Origin of the sequence: Sphingobacterium sp. UBA2610, from assembly GCF_002339225.1 — a bacterium.
GTDB lineage: Bacteria > Bacteroidota > Bacteroidia > Sphingobacteriales > Sphingobacteriaceae > Sphingobacterium > Sphingobacterium multivorum.
Genome location: NZ_DDKA01000008.1, coordinates 59,006 through 79,737, shown reverse-complemented (window position 1 = coordinate 79,737; position 20,732 = coordinate 59,006). Strand labels below are relative to the sequence as shown.

Genomic DNA, 20,732 nt, shown 5'->3' with positions numbered 1-20,732 from the left:
ATTGCCGGAAAATTGATAAATTAGTTGATATGTTCCATTCAGCTCATTCTCGCAGGCACTGGCCTACACTCTTGCTGTCCGTACTCTTCTCCTTAAATGGCTTAGATCTCAGCGCACAGTTGTTTCATCAGGACAGCCTAAAATTAATAGCCCGACAGTTTGCCTTTACCGAAGGGCCGGCAGTGGACAAGACCGGAGACATCTATTTTACCGACCAGCCCAATAACAAAATCTGGAAATATAGCACCAAAGGGCAACTTGCGCTTTTTAAAGATTCTGCAGGCCGCGCAAATGGACTTTACTTTAACCATCAGGGTCAGCTCCTTGCCTGTGCCGACGAAAAGAACGAAATCTGGTCAATCAGCAAAGATGGTCAGGTTACCGTCCTGCTGACCGCTATCGATGGAAAGAAACTGAATGGTCCAAATGATCTTTGGGCAGACAAGAAAGGTGGCATCTACTTTACAGACCCCTTTTATCTGCGCGATTATTGGCCCCGGAAAAAGCCAGAAATAGCGGGGCAGAAAGTCTACTACCTTCCGCCAGGAAAAGCGAAAAAACCCATCGTAGTAGCTGATGATGTCAGCAAACCGAACGGCATTGTCGGCTCGCCCGATGGAAGATACCTCTATGTCGCAGATATCGAACGGAATAAAACGTACAGGTATACCATTAAATCTGACGGCAAGCTCAGCGGACAGACAGCGCTTATCGATCAGGGATCTGACGGGATGACATTGGACCATTACGGAAATATTTATCTGACAGGCAAAGGCGTTTTTATTTATAGTCCGACGGGCCTGCTGATTGGCCATATTGAAGTAAATGAACCATGGACATCCAATGTCTGTTTTGGAGGTAAAGATCGTACGGATCTATTTATCACTGCTTCAACAGCCATCTATAGGATCGCCATGTATACCCGGGGAGTGGATTAATACCAACGAAAGAAAAAAACATTTTCTTGTCTCGTGTTCCGACCGTATTGAACAAGCTGGAATTTTTGAGCTGATGCTGATAGAAATTGAAAGTGTGTCGACAGCTGTCTTTATCACCTGATAAGTAACAGTCCAGTTTTAAAGGTAGATGATGAAACTATAAGCAATTTTATTTATCTTTATATTGAAATAAAGATTCGCTTAGCTATTCTGGCAAAAGCGATTAAAAATGACCATTTCATCTTTAAATCTAAAATCACTCCGACATGTATAAAACCGTATTAACGAGGCAATTTTACTTAAGCGTAATCGCCATCATAATCCTACCATTTACCACCTTGGGCCAAAGCCTTCCATTACAACTATTACCCCCGGTCATATTGTAGTAGAAGCTGAAATCGAAGGAAAGAAAGGAAACTTTATCTTCGATACAGGCGGGGGGATTAATCTTTTTTTTGAAGATTTTGCCAAAGACCTGAAAAAAAATGAAAGCTATAATTTTCTCACGGCATTTCGCGCAACAGGTGAAAAAATGACAATCCCTATTTACAGATCCTCTACCATTAAATTCAATGGTAAGTAATACGCATTACAAAAATATTTGAAACCGCATCGGTTCGTTCATGTTCTTACACTGCAGTTTTCGAAGCATACAACATTATTTGGAAACACAGTTCAATGGCGTCAATGTCATTGCAGTGTTTTTATCCAGCCGCTTTGGGTTTTCTTTTCGCCGATTATTTTATATTTTTGTACATCTTCCAGCAATAATCTAATTTATTCGGGAACAACCATTATGCAGTTTAACTTCGCCTTTGATTCCAGTCCGTTTAAAACCCTGATCGCTTTTCATAAGATTATACCATCCTTTGAAGCAGCGGCCCTATCGCCGGTTGGCTTTCAGGCCAGCTATGCCCGATCGCTGCTGGAAGAAATCAGCAAATACCCCGAACTTATCGATGGGGTCGAAAAAGCAGAAGACCTGCTGCGCTATGAGCCTATTATCAAAGTTCTGCTGGCCGACCTGTTCCCGAGCTCACTGACACATAATGAGATCAAGGCCATTACCATTCCCTTCCATCTCTATACGTTCAACCATACCGCAAGACTGGAAAAAATATTAGCGGATGCCGGCGATCACTATGAATTTAGCCTTCGTGATATCTCGCCCGATACCTATTACATTCTCAATTGCTGCGTTATCATCAGCCAGTATTATGGCTTTAAGGTGGATGCCATGGATGCCCCCCTCTTTTTGGATATTCCAGACAAGGACAATATCATCCATCATTACCGCGTCCTATTCAATGCCGATTTTATCGATGTCCTTCCGACAGAACGGGTACTCGATCTTACGGCTGAAGATATTACCGAACTGGTCGACAACTTTTCGGATATTGCCCTATGGAAGTCCAAATTCCCCGAGCAGAGCTGGATCCTGAAAGGCTTTTCCATTATGACACTTTTTGATGCGACCATTGAAAATGCGGTATCCAGCTTCAAGAGCAATCTGCTGCGCGAAAAAAGCGCTGTCCAGCTGGCAGAAATAGAAAGCATTTTCCGGTCGATTTATAAAATAAATGATCTGCGCATCGGATTGACCTCCTTTGAAAAGGTCAGGAACGAGTACAACTTACGGATTGTCGAAAAACAGCTGTACAGTCATCTGCTTTACGACTCGACGATCGAGGAATGTGAAAACATGCTCTGCAGCGAGACCTTGGAAAACCTGCTCACCAAGGACGAATATTTTGTTGTACCGGATATTGACAAGCTGCCGCTGGGTGATCCAAAGCAGGCCTATTTTATCAACAAGCTCAAGCAGCAACAGGTGAAGAGCTTTATTTTTGTTCCCCTCGTCGAAGGCGACAAAGTGCTGGGCTTACTGGAAATGTCCTCATCCAAAGTGCGGGAGCTCAATTCGGTCAATGCCAACAAGCTCAACTTCATTTTACCCTTTATCAAAGATAAAGTCTCGAAAGCATTTGCCGAAACTGAAAATCAGGTCGAAGCGGTGATCCAAAAGGAATATACCGCCATACACCCTAGTGTCAAATGGCGGTTTCAGGAGGAAGCCATCCATTTCCTCAACGACCGCGCCTTTGGAAAAGACTATGCCCTGCAGGAAATCGTCTTTGACCATGTTTATCCGCTCTATGGGCAGATCGACGTACAGGGCTCCTCAGAATCCCGCAATCAGGCCATCCGTCAGGACCTCATCAATCAGAGCAAGGAACTGATCGCATTGTTCACGGCGATCAACCAAACGCAGCGATTACCGCTCTTTGAGCAAAAGGTCTTCGATCTGGAAAGAAACCTGACTACGCTGCAGCAAGCGCTGCTGACCGATACGGAACAGCTTATGCTCGATTATTTTAACCAGGATATTCACCCTATTCTAGAAAATTTCAGGAAAAACAACAAAAATAGCGTCGCCACCGAAGCCATCGACCGCTATTTTGAGCGAATCAACCTCTCTATCGGCGGTTTTTATGAGGCCCGACAGGATTATGACAACTCCATCACGCTGATCAATAAAAAGCTGGTGGCCATCCTCGACGAAAAGCAGGTGGAAGCCCAAGAATACTTTCCACATTACTACGAGCGCTACAAGACAGACGGTATCGAGCACAACATGTATATCGGGGCCTCCATCGCTCCCGGTCGGAATTTTGAGCTCTACTACCTACGCAATTTACGGCTGTGGCAGCTGCAGGTGATGTGCGCGATGGAACGCGAGTTTAGGCAGCTCCAGCCCGCCCTTCCGCATCAGCTGGAAGTGACCTCATTGGTACTGGTCTTTGCCACCCCCATTTCCATCCGCTTTCGCATGGACGAGAAGCAGTTTGATATCGATGGATCCTATAATGTACGCTACGAGATTGCCAAGAAACGCATTGATAAAGCCAAGATCAAGGGCTCGACGGAGCGCATCACACAAAAAGGCAAACTGGTTGTTGTCTACTCCAATGTACATGAAGAAACAGAATATATGGGATACATCAACCTACTACAGCACAAAGGATTACTCGACGAAAATATCGAGCAGTTTGAGGTGGAAGGTCTGCAGGGACTGGTTGGCCTGAAAGCGATCCGTGTGGGATTCTATTTTCAAGATTTGCACTAAAGTAATTCCTGGTGTTCCATCAGGTAGGCCAAGAAGAGTATCATCTAATGATCTGTTTGCGGATACAGCTCAAACTTTTGGGGTTCATGCCGAGGAACGATGCGATATATTGCATGGGTACGTTGTGCAGCAGATCTGGCTGTTCGGCCATGAGCTTGAGGTAGCGTTTTTCGGCCGTAAGCGTGGCTAGCTCTTTCGATCTCTTCTCATTATAACTCAAGGCTTGCTGAAACACATACACACTAAAGTCTTTAAATGCAGGCGATGGTGCAGTTAGCATATCGAGGTTTGCTTTAGTGATACGCAGCAGTTCGCAGTCGGTGATGCTTTCCAGGTTTTCTTCGGAACGCGTCTGATTGCTAAAATTCTGGTAAGAGCATATAAATCCCGGGGGACAGTTGATATGTGTCGTCAGTTCGTCGCCTTTATCGTTATAATGAAAAGACGTACAAAGCCCGATACAACGAAATAGAGGTAAGCCGGTACTTTTCCCTCCTCTTCGATGATCTGATGTTTGGCATAGCGCACTGGCTCCATATAGTTCTTACACAGATCAATTTCTGCCTCCGATAACTGGCAGTGTTGTTTGATAAGCTGAATAAACTTTGCGTGCATTGTATCTATTTTATTCGTGCCCCTCACCCTTGCGCTATGTACATTCCTCATGCTTTGAGCGTGATATTGCATCCGGGGAAACGTTTCGTTGACTAAACAAATATACTAAAAGCGATTGACATACTAATAAAATTAGTAAACAAATATCAATTTATTGAAATAAATACTTGATTTGAATCAGGATTTGAAAAAGCAAAGTCACGCTTTGCGAGAGCCTTTTATGAAGCAGCCCGGGGGCTGCGTCATTGAAAAAATAGTCTTTGCGAAATGCCATTTAGGGTTTGCGGTTGCTTGCCCTCACCGGTCTGTCTGGTTTATACTCATCCCTGCCTTTAGACCGCAAATGATATACGTTATCCAAAATTAATTATCTCTTTCGTTACGGTGCAAATGGGGCTGTTTGCCGGTATGTTTCTTGATGAAACTTCTGAAATTTGCGACATTACTAAAACCTATTTCGAAAGAAATCTGCGAAATGGATAGATTCGAATGTCTGATCAAGCGGATAGCCTCCCGGACTACAATTCCAGAAATGAATGCTTTTGCAGATTTCCCGCTATTCGCTGCGCAGAGCTCGGAAAGCCTTCTACTTGTAAGTTTTAATTTATTAGCATAAAAACTGACGGACGTACTTTCACGATAATACTTGTATACCAGAATGTTAAAGCTATTAAAGACGATCTGTTCCGATGAACTGCACAGCTTTGATAGGATCCCCTGAAGAGAGAGCCTGTAATGCCCTTCAAGCAAAATTGACTCGACACAGTGATGAGCGACCAGATCCAATATTTCCGGTCCCTGTACCCGCGCCATTTTTATGCGTTCAATAATAGCCGTATCAAAATAGGCCTGATTTCCCATATTTGCCATAAATTTGAAAATTTGAATCCATCAGCCACTGATTTGCCGTGGACGTGCTGGATTACAGGTTTAGATTCTATCAGCGCTTATTCTGGCCTCTCAAAGCCATTTTACCCCGCTAGAATCTCTCAAACCAAATATCAATAATTGAGCTGCCAATCAAAAAAAACAGGGTTTCACAATTGCTATCACACTTATCAAAATAGCAGGTAGTCCCGTGGTTATCAATCCATATGCTTCGATAGCTAGAAAGAGTAGCTAGGTCGAAGTGATTTTAATTAAACAGTTAACTAACCCGATCTGAGGATTCAACAGTTAACTAACCCGATCTGAGGTTGAAACGGAAATATAAGATCCGGAAATACCAAAAAAAAGGACCACCTTAACGGGTGGTCCTGATTATTTGATGAATTGTATGCGTGAGTTATCGCTATTTTACCTGCAGGATCGAACGCTGGTGACTAAAGTTTTCCAGACTAAATCTGCCGTGATATTTTCCCATTCCCGAAGCACCTACGCCACCGAAAGGAAGATAATGCGATCCGACGTGGATCAATGTACTATTGATCTCCGCATCGCCGCTGGTGGTTCTTGCGATCACGTCATCGGCAAATTGCTGACTTTCAGAAAACACATAAAGCGCCAATGGCTTGGGTCTGCTATTGATCTCTTTCAGCACTTCATCGATATTGCTGTAAGTTAAAATAGGAAGGATCGGACCAAAAATTTCCTGCTGCATCACCGCGTCATTCCAGTTGACATCGTCCATCAAGGTTGCTTCAAAATGGCGTGTTTCCAGATCATATTTTCCCCCATAAATAACTTTTTCGGGAGCGGCATCCAGGTATCCCGCTAAATTCCCGATCTGATGCTGACTTACAATCTTACCGATTTTCCCTAAAGATTCATCGTTGTACGTAGCTTTAAGATAAGATTTCAACTGATCGATAAAGGCGCCCTTCACAGATTCATGCACATACACATAATCCGGAGCAACACAGGTCTGTCCGCAATTGATCCATTTGCCGGCAGAAATGCGCTGAACGGCTTTTTCGATATCCGCATCATGGTGTACGATCGTTGGGGATTTTCCGCCCAGTTCCAAAGTAAGCGGAATCAGTTGTTCGGCAGCTGCCTTCATGACAATTTTGCCAACATTAGGGCTTCCCGTAAAAAAGATGTAATCAAAAGCAAGGCTCAATAAATAGGTGTTTTCTTCAATAGCGCCCTGAAAAACGGCAACATATTGTTCATCAAAAGCTTCGCTAACAATATCTTCAATCACCTGGGCAACATGGGGCGTGTTTTCAGAAGGTTTGATGATAGCCGTATTTCCGGCCATCAGGGCACCGATCAGCGGACTGAAAGTCAACTGCACCGGGTAATTGAAGGGACCTATAATATAGTTTACACCGTAGGGCTCATAAATGTACTTACTGATGACTTCCGCTCCCGAAGCATGCGGTTTTGATTTGACATAGGTTGGTTTTGCCCATTCTTCCATATTTTCGATCATATCGTCGAGTTCATCGAGAACAATCTGAACTTCGACGTATTCTGCTTCTGCCCTGCTTTTTCCAAGATCGATATTCACTGCTTCACAGACCGCATCCGTGTAACTCGCAAAAACTTTACGGAAATTTTGCAACTGTCTTTTACGGAATGTGATTTCCTTCGTTGCTTGCGTGCCGAAAAAGTCTTTCTGTTTTTCGAATACTTCTTTTATTCTGTTTTTAATTTCTGTAGTCATTTGTTCGTGATTTTATGCATTTTAAAACACACCTAGCGCATAAACTGTTTGTTTTAATAAAGTAAAAGTGTCTAGTGTGTTTTATATCTTGTAGAACAAGATTAAGATGCTTTGATACAAAACAAAGGTAAAATAATTTTATATTGCGCAAAACATAATATTGTCATATATATTAGCTGAAACCTGTATTCATACCGCAGTTTAACGTTATTATTACCCTTGCAGAGTACGTAATTTTGCCCATTCAAAACTGGACTGTAACACCTATTTTAGGCTCATGAATAAAATTTTCTATCTGAAAGATCTATGGCGGACATCAATACCTTTGAAGGGTTACAACAATAAAACCTCCCTATCCCTGCATTGGGTCAACAGCGAAGGGGTTATAATCTGGGCCAATCAGACAGAACTTGATCTGCTCGGTTATACTCCGAACATATATTTTTACTTTGATTTAAACATCCCTCTAAATTCCAGTGGCGTCTGAGCGGTTTTCTTTTTAAACAGTTTGCTGAAACTTTGTGCATGCTCAAAACCCAGTTCGTAAGCAATTTCATTTACGGTAAGTTGTGTCGTTGATAATTTCTCTTTTGCCCGCTCAATAAGTTTATGGTGGATATACTGCTGCGTGCTCTGGCCAATGAGCGAGCGTAGCATATCGCTTAGATAACCCGCAGACACATTCAACCGCTCCGAAAGAAAATGGACCGTTGGCACTCCCAGAATTACCGAATGATCATGATCCAGATAATCATCCAACAGCGCTTCTGCCTTCAGTAGAATATCATTGTTTATATTTCTTCGCGTAATGAACTGCCGCTTGTAAAACCGATTGACGTAGCTCAGCATTAACTCCACCTGCGAAATAATGACTTCTTGGCTAAATTCGTCTATCCGGTTGTCAAGTTCATTTTTCATGAAATTCAAGATCGCTATCATCGTTTCTCTTTCCTGATCAGATAAATGTAACGCTTCATTCACAGAATAGGAGAAATAGCCGTACTTCCTAATTTTATGGGCTAAAGGGGAACCCAGGAAAAAGTCAGGATGAATCAGCAGCAGATAAGCATAGGTATCCCTATTATATTCTGTGCTGCCCACCAATTGATTGGGCGCAAAGAAAAGCATACTTCCTTCATTAAAATCATAGTACCCCCTGCCGTACTTGAGTTTTCCGCTGTTTTTTGTTATAAAAGTGATCTTGTAGAAACTCAGGACATCGTATATTGGAGCCATAGCGGTATTGAATGGATTATCCTGATTGAAATGGACCAAGCTAATCAGGGGATGCTGCGGTTTTGGTAGGCCAAAAGCTTCGTGACTCTCTGATATGGATATAAAGCGTTTTAACTTATCCTCTTTCTTTTTCATACAATAAATTTATAAAAAAACCTGTAGCTTATAGCTACAGGTCTTCCTTTGTGTAATTCTACCACGGCACTTGACCCCCTTGTTCTGTGCGATAGGTAGCCGATCCCGTAAAGCTTCCATTGGGTATATCTTCCGCCAGTGCCACGCGTATCGGCTCAAGTGAGCCTTCCTCCACCGTATCTGTACCTTCAAAGTTATTCAGGGCTGTCGCTGTAAAACCCGGACTTACCAGATGCACCTTAACATTTGTATTTTCCAATTCATTTGCAAGAGAAAGGAAAACACCATTTAAAGCGGTTTTCGAAGCGCCATATACGGCATCAAATCCACTACGGAATGCATTGTCCGGATCTGCATTCAGGGTCAGTGAGCCTAGAGAACTTGAAACGGTTACGATCCTAGATTGTTTTGCATTCCGGAGGAAGGGCAATAAGGCCTGTGTTATGGCAAGCGTGCCAAATACATTGGTTTCCCAAACCTGGCGCATTTCAGCTATGGATGTGACGCTTGCCTTCTGGGCACTAAGAATTTCCCACATTGTACGGCCGGGGATCCCTGCGTTTGAAATTGCCGCATTATTGACCAGCAGAGTAAGGTACCCAAACTCATTTTCTATTTTACTGACAGCATTCCTGATTGAATTATTGTCGGTAATATCCAGCTGAATGGCATGCGCTTCACCTTCTATCTGATTGGCGGCATCCTTTCCTTTTTCTAAATCTCGTGATCCAACAAACACATGATATCCATTTTCAGCAAGAGCTTTGGCAATCTGAAAACCAACACCTGTATTGGCACCTGTAACTAGGGCTACTTTTATTTCATTTGTCTGCATGTTAAACTTATTTAAATGTAACAGGACAAAGTTCCGCAACTATGGGCGGTCAATTGTAGCTGAATTGAGGATATTTCTAACCAAAATAAGGGTAGATTCAGATTCAGATTCAACGGTTGGGCGACTGTACTTTATTTATTAATGTGGAATAATTAATTGCGCGCGGGATACGTTGGCGCTGGATAATCCCTATCGACATGCATCTGATTGATCAAAATCTCCTTGATCAGGTGATTCATTCTCTTATCATTGACGTCGATTTTTACGATTTTGTGGCTATAATAGGTGTCGCTTTCAAACTCACTTTCGATTTTCTCGGCGAATGCAGGCGATAGTGATTTGTAGTTAAGTACAACTTCGGTTTCCTTTTCGGCTATTTTTTTTAACGTCAAAGTCCAGATTACCCCATACTCCGGAGAGAAAAAGACTTTTCTCGGCGGCGGTACTTTCAATTTTTTATTCTTTAACGAATACGTATACAGCATATGAATACTTGGTTTGGAAACATCTTTTGCCGCAGCAGTGACCAATTTATGATACTCTTTTTCGTTATCCACAACCGTTTCAATGCTTATCCCCTGCTCCTCGATTTCAAATCGGGCAGTCGAATCTGTACTTCTCAGGGCTGTGATTTTCATCTTGCTGTCGACAAACTGGCCGGACATATCGGGGATGCCCTCTTTTACGCGGTCAAAACTTGCAGCTAAACGCATCGGTACCAATTTAGTCGTCAGCGTTTGCGCATGTAGGCTACCCGCTGCAGCAATAAAAAAGAGTATTATACCAACATATTTTCTCATCATAATTGTTTTAATTTAGCGATTTCAAAACGATTAAAATCTGATCTTGAGACCTGATATTAATGTAAATTACACTTTTTTTCAGTTGTTTTCTCCTGTTGTTCGAAATTTGGCTAATCGCATTTACAATCCGCTGGATATTAATTCATATTCGCAACAGTTGGCTAATCAGATTCAAATCGTTTAAAAAAGCTTCAGAAGATGCCTATAAAGAAAAATTCAGGGTAGCTTAATTAGCGATTAGATCCGTAATTCAGTTACAAGTTTCCGTAATTGGGGTAAACATGCTGCAGGCGCTGCTTCGTAATTTTGGGTAACAAAAATAAGAAGCAGATGAAAACAAGAAAATTAGGCACGCAGGGACTTGAAATTCCAATGATCGGCTTAGGCTGTATGGGGATGAGCAGTTTTGCGTCCACTGGCGATATCTACGGCAAGGCCGACGAAAAAGAATCCATAGCCACCATCCACCGGTCATTGGAACTGGGAGGTAACTTTTTGGATACGGCCGATCTGTATGGACCCTTTGAAAACGAAAGGTTGATCTCTAGGGCCATAAGCGGCAAGCGGAACGATTACATCCTCGCCAGCAAGTTCGGCTTTGAGATTGATGATAAGGGCCAGGTGACCTGGCGTATCAATGGTCGGCCAGATTATATCCGAAAGTCTATCGAGCGCTCGCTGAAAAACCTCGATACCGATGTGATTGACCTCTATTATATGCACCGCCCCGACCCGAATGTACCCATTGAGGAAACCGTAGGTGCCATGGGCGAGCTGGTCACAGCGGGCAAGGTCAGGTACCTGGGCATTTCGGAAGTTAGTGCCGAGCAGATCCGCAAGGCACATGCGACCTTCCCGATCACGGCTGTGCAGAATGAAATCTCCCTGTTCGGACGCGAAGTAGAGACCAATGGCGTATACGATCTGACACAGGAGCTGGGTATAGGCCTGGTCGCCTACTCCCCTTTGGGCCGTGGATTTATCACGGGTGAGATCAAGTCGCCGGACGATATTCCCGAAGATGATTTCCGCAGACTTATCCCGAGGTTTCAGGGCGAACAGTTTTATAAAAACCTCGATCTGGTGCGTGAACTCGAACAGATTGGAAAAGAAAAAGACGTTACCTCGTCCCAGCTGGCCCTTGCCTGGCTGATCCAAAAAGGAATCGTGCCGATACCGGGGACAAAAAGAGTGCGCTATGTGGAGCAGAATATCGCCGCTACAGACATCCTATTGACCGCCGAAGAGCTGCAACGCATTGAGGCTATTCTGCCGATCGGACTGGATACCGGATCCCGCGATGTAAGTATTCCGCTGCAATCTTAAAAAATATAAATGCCATGCGAGCAGAAAGCGCATGGCATTTTACTTAAATTAGTCTATTATTTAACAGGCAAAAAGAGCATGTCAAAGAAAGAACCCGTACTGATCAGGATCAATAGTATCGCTGACTATCATGAAGCGCTGCAGTTGCCCAAACCGCAGCATCCGCTTTTTAGCATCACCGATTTCTCCAAAAACAAGCATATACATCCAACGGTCGAGACCACCTTTCAGCTCAACCTGTACTGCATTTCCATCAAAGAAGATGCACAATGCGTATTGGGTTATGGCCCACATCAGTACGACTTCCGGGAAGGCCTGATGACCTTCTTTAAACCCGGGCAGACGATCAGTGTTGATCCCGATACTGCCCATGCCGAAGTAGGTTATTCCCTTGTTTTCCATCCCGATTTTATCCGCACCTATGACCTGGCACACAAAATCGGCAGCTACAGTTTTTTCGATTACGAAGTCAACGAAGCACTTTTTCTGTCCGACCGGGAAAAAGAGCAGATCCGAAACATCGGAAAAGGGATCTTAAGCGAATATGACAGTCCGATCGACAGCTATAGCCAGGATGCCATTGTCAGTTTCATCGAACTGCTGCTGGTGTATTCGCAGCGGTTTTATAACCGGCAGTTTATTACGCGTAAGGTACACGATGTACCCTTGGTGAGCCGGTTTGAACAATTGCTGGATCAGTATTTTGAAGCCGAAACCGAACACAAGGGTTTACCCCAAGTGGGTTACTTTGCTGAGCGGCTGAATATGTCGAAAAACTATTTAAGCGATTTATTACGGTTGCAGACCGGTGAAAGTGCGCAGAACCATATCCAACATAAACTTATTGAAAAAGCGAAAGATCTGCTGTCCAGGTCGGAACTTTCCGTTGCCGAAATTGCCTATCAGCTGGGTTTTGAACAGCCACAGTCACTCAATCGTTTATTCAAAAAGAAAACGGAGCTCTCACCGCTGGAGTTTAGACGGAAGATGGCCTCAAGCTAATATAACATCCTTAAAATCTGCTGTATATTGAGCTGCGGGCCACCATACAGTAGAATTTTTACCTTAAAGGCGATATCGAAGCGATAAATTGCGCCAGATTTCTGTCGCAAAATGCTGATCGGAGTGTCTATTTTCAAAAAACCAGTGGTCGCCTTTTTTTACGATTTTTTGATCAATTCCATCAAGCGAAATTGGCAATTCCGTATCGAGCTTTGATAAAGACTTTTTCAACAACACCAGTTGATAATCCTGTCCTTTGTAAGTTAAACGGAACACCTGTGAACGATGTGGTTCCCCGCTTATCCCGTCAATTGTGCCTTGCATAAATATAGATCTTCTAAAATTTTTAAAATACAGCAATTACGCCAATACGAATACGCCAAAAAGTATAAAATTGAGCAAAAATCAGCTTAACATTGCATCGTTTTTATAACGAATATCAACAAATAATCGTGCCAAAGTCGATGAATTTCCTGCTCCATTGGCGATGATTTTTTTCACACATTTTGATTTCGTCATTTTGGCTACAATCAAGCTCAATTTGGCAACAGTTACCCGATGCCTTCTTTAGACATTTGTGGTATGGAATCAAACAATAACAGCATGCAAAAGACAATTTTCATTACAGGAGCTTCTTCCGGTTTGGGAAAAGCAACTGCCAAATTATTTCAACAGGCGGGTTGGAATGTGATCGCAACCATGCGAAATCCTGAAAATGAAACCGAACTTACCGGGATCGAAAACATCAGGCTATTAAAATTGGATGTTACCGATCCGGCCCAGATCAAAGAAACTGTAGCAAAAGCGATCGCTATAAGTAACATTGATGTCGTTTTCAATAATGCAGGTTATGGTTTAATGGGTGCCTTTGAAACGTTGAGCGACGAAAAGATACTTCGCCAAATCAACACGAATCTGTTGGGTGTATTGCGGGTTACACAAGCCTTTATCCCCCATTTTAGAGCACAGAAAAGTGGTTTATTTATTTCAACCACATCAATTGGTGGATTTATGGGGTTCCCGATACATTCGATGTATCATGCCACAAAATTCGCCTTGGAGGGCTGGAGCGAAAGCATGTCCTTTGAACTGAAAAAATTTGGAATAGCCATCAAAACAGTTGCTCCGGGAGGAATAGCGACAGATTTTGCAGGTCGTTCTTTGGATCTAAACCGAGCTTCGGACTATCAGGACATTGAAGACAAACTGTTCGAACAAATGGGTCTGATGATGCAAAATGCATCCACAGCCGAGCAAATTGCCCAAGTGGTGTATGAAGCCGCCACGGACAATAAAGATCAGGTACGTTATCTGGCAGGCGAAGATGCACATGCACTCTATGAAAGACGATTACAAATCGGAAAAGAAGCGTTCAGGCAAGAAATTGCAAAACAATTTGATGCCTAATTTTTTAAATCAGCAACTGCCTTGCGAGGCAGTTGTTTTTTGTAAATTTGTATAACAAAAACAGGATGCATAGTATCAATTCCATATCCGAATTTCATCGGCAATTGTCCTTGCCGGCCCCATTACATCCGCTCGTCAGTGTAATTGATGTAGCTGGAATTAAACCCGATGAAAGCGACATCTGGGAGCAGTTCTACGTGAATTTTTACAGTATTTCGCTCAAAAAAGATGTTACTGCAAAAATAAAGTACGGCCAACAGTATTACGATTTCGACAAAGGAACAATGAATTTTATTGCGCCCAAGCAGATTCAATCGTTAACGATTGCCGAAATCAGAAAGATGAATGTCGAATGCGGAAAAGGTTACATGCTGCTATTCCACCCTGATTTTTTGTATATCCATCCCCTAGCGACTAAAATAAAAAACTACAATTTCTTTTCGTATGCGCTTAACGAAGCATTACATCTCTCCGAACGGGAAGAAAAAGACATTATAGAAATTTTTCTTAAAATCGAACAAGAATATCAGCATATCGACAAGCATACCCAAGATATTATTTTGTCGCAAATTGATATGATCTTGCAATACAGCAACCGCTTCTATGAGCGTCAATTCATTACTAGGAAAGCGGTTAACCATGCGCTGCTGACCCAATTGGAAAAATTGCTGGACGATTATTTCGACAGCGAAGAAACCCTAAAACAGGGGCTTCCAACCGTAGAGTATTTAGCCGAAAGCCTCCATGTATCAGCACGTTATTTAAGCGATTTACTACGTTCAGTTACCGGTAAAAACACACAGCAGCACATTCACGATAAGTTAATTGAAGAAGCCAAGGAACAACTCACGGCGACAAGCCTTTCCGTGGCCGAAATTGCCTACAAACTCGGTTTTGAACATCCGCAATCGTTCAACAAACTGTTTAAGAAAAAAACCAATGTTTCACCTTTAGCGTTCAGGCAATCGTTTAACTGACAGAACAGTGTAAAATAAATTTTAGTGCGAGTTGTGTGTTACATTTAAAGAAACCTGCGCTCCGGCAAACCGATGTGGAATAGTTAATTAGCGCGCAGGATACGTTGGCGCGGGATAAATACCGGAGGCTTCAAAAATTCAAAAGGTGTATCTTCCGGACCATGGGAAATCAAGGATGGCAGAATGACCTTTAACAATCTTTAACTTTACTACCGGGATCTTTCAAATTTTATAGCGTATATTTACATTGTTCTATCGCTCAAGATCGAACGTTATAAAAATTAAGCATATCTCTCGAGTAAAAATCCAAATGTCCCAGTCTGTAAAATTCAGCAATGTAAATACATTGTTCTCTAAAACGTTAAAACAAAAAATCAATAACTATTTTCAAAATTCACTTCAGCCAAGAACCGGGAATCGTAAAATCTATCTGAAAGCCGCTATCCTCCTGATCAGCTTTGCGGTATTGTATCTCCTTCTGGTATTCGCACCTTTGCATTGGAGTGTTGCAATAGCATTATGTATCATTTTCGGCGCTAACCTCGCTGCGATTGGTTTTAACATTATGCACGATGCTGGGCACAATTCTTTTTCAGACAATAAAAACCTGAATACTGTGCTCTCCTACTCGCTCAATCTACTGGGCGGCAATATCTACTTTTGGAAGCTCAAACATAATATTGCACACCACACCTATACAAATATCGATGGCGAAGATCACGATATCGAAGTAAAGTTTATGCGTATACACCACGACCAGAAACTTCGGAAACACCATCGCTATCAGCGTTTTTATTTTCCGCTGCTCTATGGAATCTCCTATTTAGCGTGGATCTTTTATCAGGATTATGAGAAATATTTCTGTGGGCGCATGGGACATAAAACGGAGCAATTTCATTTTCCGGTCAAAGAGCGTATTATTTTTTGGGTCAGTAAGCTAATTCACTTCAGCTTATTTGTCATTATTCCGATCATTTTCGTCGGGTGGCTGCCCACACTTATCGGTTTGCTGATTGCTGGTACTGTGTGTGGTATGAGTCTGGCCACAGTATTCCAGCTGGCCCATGTGGTGGAAGAAACCGAATTCAAAACCATTGACCAGTCAAAGGTCGAAGAAGAATGGATGATTCATCAGATTCAGTCCACCGCAAATTTTGCTACGGGTAGCAAGGTACTTACCTGGTTGCTTGGCGGTCTCAATTTTCAGGTTGAACATCACCTTTTTCCAAAGATCAGCCATGTGCATTATCCTGCGCTCAATAGGATTGTGAAGCAGACCTGCAAGGAATATAAAATAAAATACAACGAGTTTCGGAGCTTCTGGACAGCATTTAGATCGCATTTAAAAGTGCTGGAGGCCATGTCAAAATAACCTAGTTATTAGCTAGTCGCTTCATTTCCCTTGCCCCCCTATGGCCATTATGTGCCATCGAAGTGGGCAGCTTCCAGCAAATTTTCGGTATGTTGTACAGAGCGTATATCTTTTCTGTCAATTTATCAGGTAAAATTTGACAGTTTTGCTGCAAAAATTTCAGTTTTTTAAGCTCGGTACTTTTTTTGTGAGATTTTTAATACAGTCGGCCGGCTGATAGATTTTAATTATTGTTATACTTCATTAAAAGGAGGTTACTATGAAACTTGCAAAAAGAAACTGGAACAATTTTTCACTTTTTTCGCCCATGTTTGATAATTTTAACCGCGAGCTTTTAAACTGGGACAACAAAAATTACTCATCAACAAGTACCACCGTTCCTGCGGTCAACATCAAGGAAAACGCAGACAGCTTCGAAGTGGAGGTCGCCGCACCCGGCATGGCCAAAGGCGATTTCAAGGTGACCCTCGACGGCAACCTCTTAACCATATCCTCGGCTAAGGAGGAACAAAACGAGGAGCATAAGGACAACTACACCCGCCGGGAGTTCAGCTACCAATCTTTCCAACGCAGCTTCGAACTTCAAAAGGAGGTTGTCGATCAGGACAATATCCAGGCACACTATGAAAATGGCATGCTCAGATTGACAATACCGAAGAAAGAAGAAGCCAAACAGAAAGAACCGCGGATGATCGAAATATCCTAAGATCCAAATAGCAAATTTTAATGGTTAGCCTCCCACGGAGGCTAACCTATTTTTTTCAATCTTTAAAACGAAGATTATGAAAACGTCGAATTACTATATTGAATTACAGATGTACAGCCACGGACATTATATCACTATCGCCAGTTTTGACCAAAAAAGCTGCGAAAAGATTATTCATGAATTGTTTGATGAACTGCGCGGTGAGCCTGAAGCCTCAGACAGCAGACGTCTTCGCATCAATCTTCTCCTGAACGACACAGCGACTTCGAGGACACAATTACGATCCATCCACTGTACACTGGATGAGTTGGCCGAGAACACCAAGATTATCATCAAGAAAACCTTCCGCTCAGTAAACTTTGACTGATGGGAGTGCATTTTAGCATACAACACGATCTACCAGCTTACAGACCATTTAAACACATTTTTTTTACACTATTTTTTTTATTTCAATCTTGATTTTTATCAAATTGATTTTTAATTTGGGTGCGGTTTTTCAAAAAGGTAGCTGATACCCAAACCGACATTTTTTAAAAGCTAATATTCTATTTAAATATAAATTTTAGTTATTGGATCATGTTAACAGAATTACTAATTACAAACACAGACCGACGTTTTTCTTTCAGGCCATTTCTTATCGCACTTATTGTGCTGGCTAACAGTTTCTATCTATCGGGGCAGGCCTTGAAGCCCCTCAAATCCGGTTTCGAAGCGAGGCTTGTCAATATTGAGGCCCCCAGCAACGAACCTTTTCGTTATACGACGACCTTGACCAACGGATCTGCTCAATTGGTTAACTATAACCTGAATGCCCAGCTACCCGATGGATGGCAGATTAGCTACCGCGTAGAAGGCTCCCAAGTGACTTCCCTTCAGATGCAGCCCAATAAGACACAGGAAATCAGCATTGAAATCAGCTGTCCGATCACGGCCAAGCCCGATAAATATAAAATTCCGGTACGGGCGATCTCCCCGACCGATACCTTAAAGCTTGAGCTCGAAGCAGTCGTCAAAGGCTCCTATGCCCTGGAGTTGACCACCCCCAGCGGGCGGCTGAGCGACGAAGTCGTATCCGGCAGCAGCAAGGAAATTCTACTTAAAGTCAAAAACACGGGCACCCTGCCACTCAATACCTTGGAACTGACGTCCCAATTACCCAGCCGATGGGAGGCAAGCTTCGATCCGTCGAACATCAAACAGCTCGAAGCAGGGAAATCTATTGACGTCAAAGTCAACCTAAAAGTTCCCGACAAAACTATTGCCGGTGACTATGCTTCCAAATTTGAGATCAAATCATCCAATAGTAGCGCCGACATTTCATTCCGTATGATTGTGAAAACTTCTTTGCTTTCTGGCTGGATCGGTATGCTTGTCATTGTATTGGCCATTGGTTTGGTGTATTTTCTCATCCGCAAATACGGCCGCAGATAAGGGCGCTACAAAAAGATTATCATGATGAAGGATCCTATCATTCAATTGACAGGCCTGACAAAAAGCTACGGCAAAGTAACCGCTGTAGATCAGTTGGACCTGCACATTTATCCCGGAGAGATCTTTGGCCTGCTCGGCCCCAATGGTGCCGGCAAGACAACCAGCATCCTCATGATGCTGGGCCTGACCGAACCCACTTCCGGCACAGCCTATGTCTGTGGCCATAATGCCACGCGCAATCCGATCGCCGTGAAACGAAAAGTCGGCTACCTGCCCGACAACGTAGGTTTCTACCCGGATATGACAGCGCTGGAAAACCTAAGCTTTATTGCCAGATTAAATGGTCTTTCGGAATCCTATGCACAAGCTTCTGCAAAAGACATGTTACATATCGTGGGACTCGAACGGGAAATGCATAAAAAAACGAGCGCTTTTTCCCGCGGTATGAAACAACGTCTAGGCTTGGCCGAAGTGCTGATCAAGGCTCCCGAGATTGCCATCCTTGATGAGCCTACACTGGGCATTGATCCCAAGGGTGTTGACGAATTCCTTGAGCTCATCAAGCAGCTCAGCAGGGAGCATAACCTAACGGTACTGCTTTCTTCACACCACCTCCACCAGGTGCAGCGTGTATGCGATCGGGTGGGTATTTTTGTTGGCGGAAAATTACTGGTTGAAGGATCGCTCGAAAGCCTTGCCCATAACCTGCAGCAGCAGAAAGGTATCAGTACCGTCATTACCCTTGACCATGCCCAAGGTGATTCCAAACGGTTTGAAGAAGCATTAAAGACCCTGCCCGGACTCCGTGATCTTAAAGTGAACGGATTTACGATCGAATTAAAGACAGACAGCGATATGACAGCACTAGCGGTACGCATGCTGGTAAACAATGGCGCTGATATCGTTTCCGTGAACCGCAACGACTACCAGCTCGACGATATTTATAATACATATTTTGAGAACAGCATAACTACAGATAATGCCTATGAAAAATCCAAGGGTTTCTTCAAAAGATACCAATAAACGGCCATCCTTTCCGATGCAGGTGCTGGTCCGCAAAGAAATTGCGGCACATATCCGCAGCTGGCGTTTTATTATACTGATCCTGCTCATCGTACTGACTTTCGGCGCATCCCTCTACGTTTCATCCATGGGGCTCAAGGACGCTGTCAGCAATATGCGCGATCCTGATCAGTCATTTCTTTATCTCAAGCTACTGACCACAACGGATAATTCCATTCCGCCATTTCATGTTTTTTTAAACTTTCTAGCGCCACTACTGGGCATAGCCCTCGGTTTTGACGCCGTCAATGCAGAATACAACAACGGAATACTCACCCGTTTGCTGGCGCAGCCGATTTACCGAGACAACCTGCTTTTCGCCAAATTTCTGGCGCCACTGGCCGTGGTGGGTACATTATTTGTTGCGCTGGTCATGCTGATGATCGGCGGCGGTCTCCTGGGTACAGGTGTCCGGATAGAACCCCAGGAGTTGCTGCGTATCTTCGGTTTTACCTTGATCAGTGTGCTCTATGTTGCCTTCTGGCTGAGCCTTTCCATTCTGTTGTCGATACGCTTTCGCCAGCCGGCCACCTCAGCACTTACCGCGATCGGCATCTGGTTGTTTTTTACGGTATTCTTTCCTATCCTGGTCAATCTGGCAATACGTCCCTTTTTGCCCAATCCCAATTATATTTCGGAGCAGGAGTACATCGGCTATAATGAGCTCATCTTAAATCTGCTCCGCTTATCACCGAGCCAGCTCTATACCGATGCCACCACTACCCTATTGATGCCCTCGGTACGCAGCTTAGGTCCCATTTCCATGGAACAGATGGTCGGTGCCATCCCCGCACCGCTTTCCTTTCGGGATAGTTTTCTGATGGTCTGGCCACAGGTCAGTGGACTCTGCGCAGCCATGATGATCTGTTTTGCCTGGTCCTATTACATTTTTATGCGAAGGGAAATCAGAAGTTAAGTGTTTCCACCAAAGCAGCTTGTTAAAAACTGCATTCATAAACTATAAGGCGCACGCTCTTGTGCGCCTTTATTATCCCTCACTGAAACTGGCCGAAGCCGGGGCAGCGCCAAAAACGCAGTACACAGGATGTTGCAATTAATGTTTTGCTTACTGAAAAAAGAAAAGATCAATAGCGTGCGCCTTGCTACATTAGAATAAAAACACACGAAATAAAAACAATTTAGGTGGTA

General features: G+C 43.3%; 20 protein-coding genes. 12 read left to right on the top strand and 8 right to left on the bottom strand.

Translation table 11 applies throughout. The features are described from left to right. Positions 1-29 precede the first annotated feature (29 nt). Together B4Z47_RS05640 and B4Z47_RS05635 are read left to right on the top strand one after the other, a co-directional pair. Complete coding sequence (locus tag B4Z47_RS05640) at positions 30-938, top strand: SMP-30/gluconolactonase/LRE family protein (protein ID WP_204991107.1); 909 nt, start codon at positions 30-32, stop codon at positions 936-938. A 601-nt stretch (positions 939-1,539) separates the two neighbouring features. Continuing rightward, entirely contained in the window at positions 1,540-4,065 is a 2,526-nt protein-coding gene (locus tag B4Z47_RS05635; protein WP_286727015.1) for a GAF domain-containing protein, read from the top strand. A gap of 40 nt (positions 4,066-4,105) precedes the next feature. Here the strand turns inward: B4Z47_RS05635 and B4Z47_RS05630 are convergent, their stop codons facing one another. From B4Z47_RS05630 to B4Z47_RS05600, 7 genes are all read right to left on the bottom strand, one after another. Continuing rightward, the gene (locus B4Z47_RS05630) at positions 4,106-4,345 is read right to left on the bottom strand and encodes a hypothetical protein (protein ID WP_239468852.1); all 240 of its coding nucleotides are present in this window, start codon (positions 4,343-4,345) and stop codon (positions 4,106-4,108) included. Between the two features lie 131 nt (positions 4,346-4,476). After that, positions 4,477-4,680: a cyclic nucleotide-binding domain-containing protein gene (locus B4Z47_RS05625; RefSeq protein WP_236586045.1), complete on the bottom strand. Its 204-nt coding sequence runs from the start codon at positions 4,678-4,680 to the stop codon at positions 4,477-4,479. A 363-nt stretch (positions 4,681-5,043) separates the two neighbouring features. Next, positions 5,044-5,550, bottom strand: coding sequence for a helix-turn-helix domain-containing protein (locus B4Z47_RS05620; protein WP_112376341.1), 507 nt, complete (start codon positions 5,548-5,550; stop codon positions 5,044-5,046). 421 nt (positions 5,551-5,971) lie between these two features. Further along, positions 5,972-7,291 (bottom strand): NAD(P)-dependent benzaldehyde dehydrogenase MdlD, encoded by a 1,320-nt coding sequence (mdlD, locus tag B4Z47_RS05615; protein ID WP_112376340.1) that lies wholly within the window; start codon positions 7,289-7,291, stop codon positions 5,972-5,974. Between the two features lie 444 nt (positions 7,292-7,735). Next, complete coding sequence (locus B4Z47_RS05610; RefSeq protein WP_112376339.1) at positions 7,736-8,662, bottom strand: helix-turn-helix domain-containing protein; 927 nt, start codon at positions 8,660-8,662, stop codon at positions 7,736-7,738. Between the two features lie 58 nt (positions 8,663-8,720). After that, positions 8,721-9,497 (bottom strand): SDR family NAD(P)-dependent oxidoreductase, encoded by a 777-nt coding sequence (locus tag B4Z47_RS05605; RefSeq protein WP_286727013.1) that lies wholly within the window; start codon positions 9,495-9,497, stop codon positions 8,721-8,723. 152 nt (positions 9,498-9,649) lie between these two features. After that, positions 9,650-10,300: a transcriptional regulator gene (locus tag B4Z47_RS05600; protein WP_201639145.1), complete on the bottom strand. Its 651-nt coding sequence runs from the start codon at positions 10,298-10,300 to the stop codon at positions 9,650-9,652. Between the two features lie 330 nt (positions 10,301-10,630). On the opposite strand from B4Z47_RS05600, the gene B4Z47_RS05595 reads away from it, so the two are divergent. Together B4Z47_RS05595 and B4Z47_RS05590 are read left to right on the top strand one after the other, a co-directional pair. Continuing rightward, positions 10,631-11,626, top strand: a complete 996-nt coding sequence (locus B4Z47_RS05595; RefSeq protein WP_112376337.1) for an aldo/keto reductase — start codon at positions 10,631-10,633, stop codon at positions 11,624-11,626. A 78-nt stretch (positions 11,627-11,704) separates the two neighbouring features. After that, positions 11,705-12,628, top strand: a complete 924-nt coding sequence (locus B4Z47_RS05590) for a helix-turn-helix domain-containing protein (RefSeq protein ID WP_112376602.1) — start codon at positions 11,705-11,707, stop codon at positions 12,626-12,628. A 63-nt stretch (positions 12,629-12,691) separates the two neighbouring features. Here B4Z47_RS05590 and B4Z47_RS05585 read toward each other — a convergent pair whose 3' ends face one another. Further along, positions 12,692-12,952 carry a hypothetical protein gene (locus B4Z47_RS05585; protein WP_112376336.1) on the bottom strand — a complete coding sequence of 87 codons (261 nt, stop codon included), beginning with the start codon at positions 12,950-12,952 and terminating at the stop codon, positions 12,692-12,694. 279 nt (positions 12,953-13,231) lie between these two features. On the opposite strand from B4Z47_RS05585, the gene B4Z47_RS05580 reads away from it, so the two are divergent. The 8 genes from B4Z47_RS05580 (at position 13,232) to B4Z47_RS05545 (ending at position 20,499) form a co-directional block, all read left to right on the top strand. Further along, on the top strand, positions 13,232-14,035 hold the full coding sequence (locus tag B4Z47_RS05580) for an SDR family oxidoreductase (protein WP_112376601.1): 804 nt from the start codon (positions 13,232-13,234) through the stop codon (positions 14,033-14,035). Between the two features lie 65 nt (positions 14,036-14,100). Continuing rightward, positions 14,101-15,012, top strand: a complete 912-nt coding sequence (locus B4Z47_RS05575) for a helix-turn-helix domain-containing protein (RefSeq protein WP_112376335.1) — start codon at positions 14,101-14,103, stop codon at positions 15,010-15,012. Positions 15,013-15,322: 310 nt separating this feature from the next. Continuing rightward, positions 15,323-16,384, top strand: a complete 1,062-nt coding sequence (locus B4Z47_RS05570) for a fatty acid desaturase family protein (RefSeq protein ID WP_159332979.1) — start codon at positions 15,323-15,325, stop codon at positions 16,382-16,384. 259 nt (positions 16,385-16,643) lie between these two features. Next, the gene (locus B4Z47_RS05565; protein ID WP_075992936.1) at positions 16,644-17,090 is read left to right on the top strand and encodes an Hsp20/alpha crystallin family protein; all 447 of its coding nucleotides are present in this window, start codon (positions 16,644-16,646) and stop codon (positions 17,088-17,090) included. A gap of 76 nt (positions 17,091-17,166) precedes the next feature. Continuing rightward, on the top strand, positions 17,167-17,457 hold the full coding sequence (locus tag B4Z47_RS05560) for a hypothetical protein (protein WP_112376334.1): 291 nt from the start codon (positions 17,167-17,169) through the stop codon (positions 17,455-17,457). 209 nt (positions 17,458-17,666) lie between these two features. Beyond that, positions 17,667-18,521, top strand: a complete 855-nt coding sequence (locus B4Z47_RS05555; protein ID WP_112376333.1) for an NEW3 domain-containing protein — start codon at positions 17,667-17,669, stop codon at positions 18,519-18,521. Positions 18,522-18,542: 21 nt separating this feature from the next. Continuing rightward, complete coding sequence (locus B4Z47_RS05550) at positions 18,543-19,544, top strand: ABC transporter ATP-binding protein (RefSeq protein WP_236560214.1); 1,002 nt, start codon at positions 18,543-18,545, stop codon at positions 19,542-19,544. Beyond that, a complete protein-coding gene (locus B4Z47_RS05545; protein WP_286727007.1) occupies positions 19,507-20,499 on the top strand; it encodes an ABC transporter permease in 993 nt (330 codons plus the stop codon). Before B4Z47_RS05550 ends, B4Z47_RS05545 begins: the two co-directional genes overlap by 38 nt. Positions 20,500-20,732: the final 233 nt, after the last annotated feature.

What these genes read in the sequence shown, in the direction of transcription:
- B4Z47_RS05640 (WP_204991107.1), top strand. Translation starts at nt 30, where the DNA reads ATGTTCCATTCAGCTCATTCTCGCAGGCACTGGCCTACACTCTTGCTG.
- B4Z47_RS05630 (WP_239468852.1), bottom strand. Translation starts at nt 4,345, where the DNA reads ATGCTAACTGCACCATCGCCTGCATTTAAAGACTTTAGTGTGTATGTG.
- B4Z47_RS05625 (WP_236586045.1), bottom strand. Translation starts at nt 4,680, where the DNA reads ATGCACGCAAAGTTTATTCAGCTTATCAAACAACACTGCCAGTTATCG.
- B4Z47_RS05620 (WP_112376341.1), bottom strand. Translation starts at nt 5,550, where the DNA reads ATGGCAAATATGGGAAATCAGGCCTATTTTGATACGGCTATTATTGAA.
- mdlD (WP_112376340.1), bottom strand. Translation starts at nt 7,291, where the DNA reads ATGACTACAGAAATTAAAAACAGAATAAAAGAAGTATTCGAAAAACAG.
- B4Z47_RS05610 (WP_112376339.1), bottom strand. Translation starts at nt 8,662, where the DNA reads ATGAAAAAGAAAGAGGATAAGTTAAAACGCTTTATATCCATATCAGAG.
- B4Z47_RS05605 (WP_286727013.1), bottom strand. Translation starts at nt 9,497, where the DNA reads ATGCAGACAAATGAAATAAAAGTAGCCCTAGTTACAGGTGCCAATACA.
- B4Z47_RS05600 (WP_201639145.1), bottom strand. Translation starts at nt 10,300, where the DNA reads ATGATGAGAAAATATGTTGGTATAATACTCTTTTTTATTGCTGCAGCG.
- B4Z47_RS05595 (WP_112376337.1), top strand. Translation starts at nt 10,631, where the DNA reads ATGAAAACAAGAAAATTAGGCACGCAGGGACTTGAAATTCCAATGATC.
- B4Z47_RS05590 (WP_112376602.1), top strand. Translation starts at nt 11,705, where the DNA reads ATGTCAAAGAAAGAACCCGTACTGATCAGGATCAATAGTATCGCTGAC.
- B4Z47_RS05585 (WP_112376336.1), bottom strand. Translation starts at nt 12,952, where the DNA reads ATGCAAGGCACAATTGACGGGATAAGCGGGGAACCACATCGTTCACAG.
- B4Z47_RS05580 (WP_112376601.1), top strand. Translation starts at nt 13,232, where the DNA reads ATGCAAAAGACAATTTTCATTACAGGAGCTTCTTCCGGTTTGGGAAAA.
- B4Z47_RS05575 (WP_112376335.1), top strand. Translation starts at nt 14,101, where the DNA reads ATGCATAGTATCAATTCCATATCCGAATTTCATCGGCAATTGTCCTTG.
- B4Z47_RS05570 (WP_159332979.1), top strand. Translation starts at nt 15,323, where the DNA reads ATGTCCCAGTCTGTAAAATTCAGCAATGTAAATACATTGTTCTCTAAA.
- B4Z47_RS05565 (WP_075992936.1), top strand. Translation starts at nt 16,644, where the DNA reads ATGAAACTTGCAAAAAGAAACTGGAACAATTTTTCACTTTTTTCGCCC.
- B4Z47_RS05560 (WP_112376334.1), top strand. Translation starts at nt 17,167, where the DNA reads ATGAAAACGTCGAATTACTATATTGAATTACAGATGTACAGCCACGGA.
- B4Z47_RS05555 (WP_112376333.1), top strand. Translation starts at nt 17,667, where the DNA reads ATGTTAACAGAATTACTAATTACAAACACAGACCGACGTTTTTCTTTC.
- B4Z47_RS05550 (WP_236560214.1), top strand. Translation starts at nt 18,543, where the DNA reads ATGATGAAGGATCCTATCATTCAATTGACAGGCCTGACAAAAAGCTAC.
- B4Z47_RS05545 (WP_286727007.1), top strand. Translation starts at nt 19,507, where the DNA reads ATGAAAAATCCAAGGGTTTCTTCAAAAGATACCAATAAACGGCCATCC.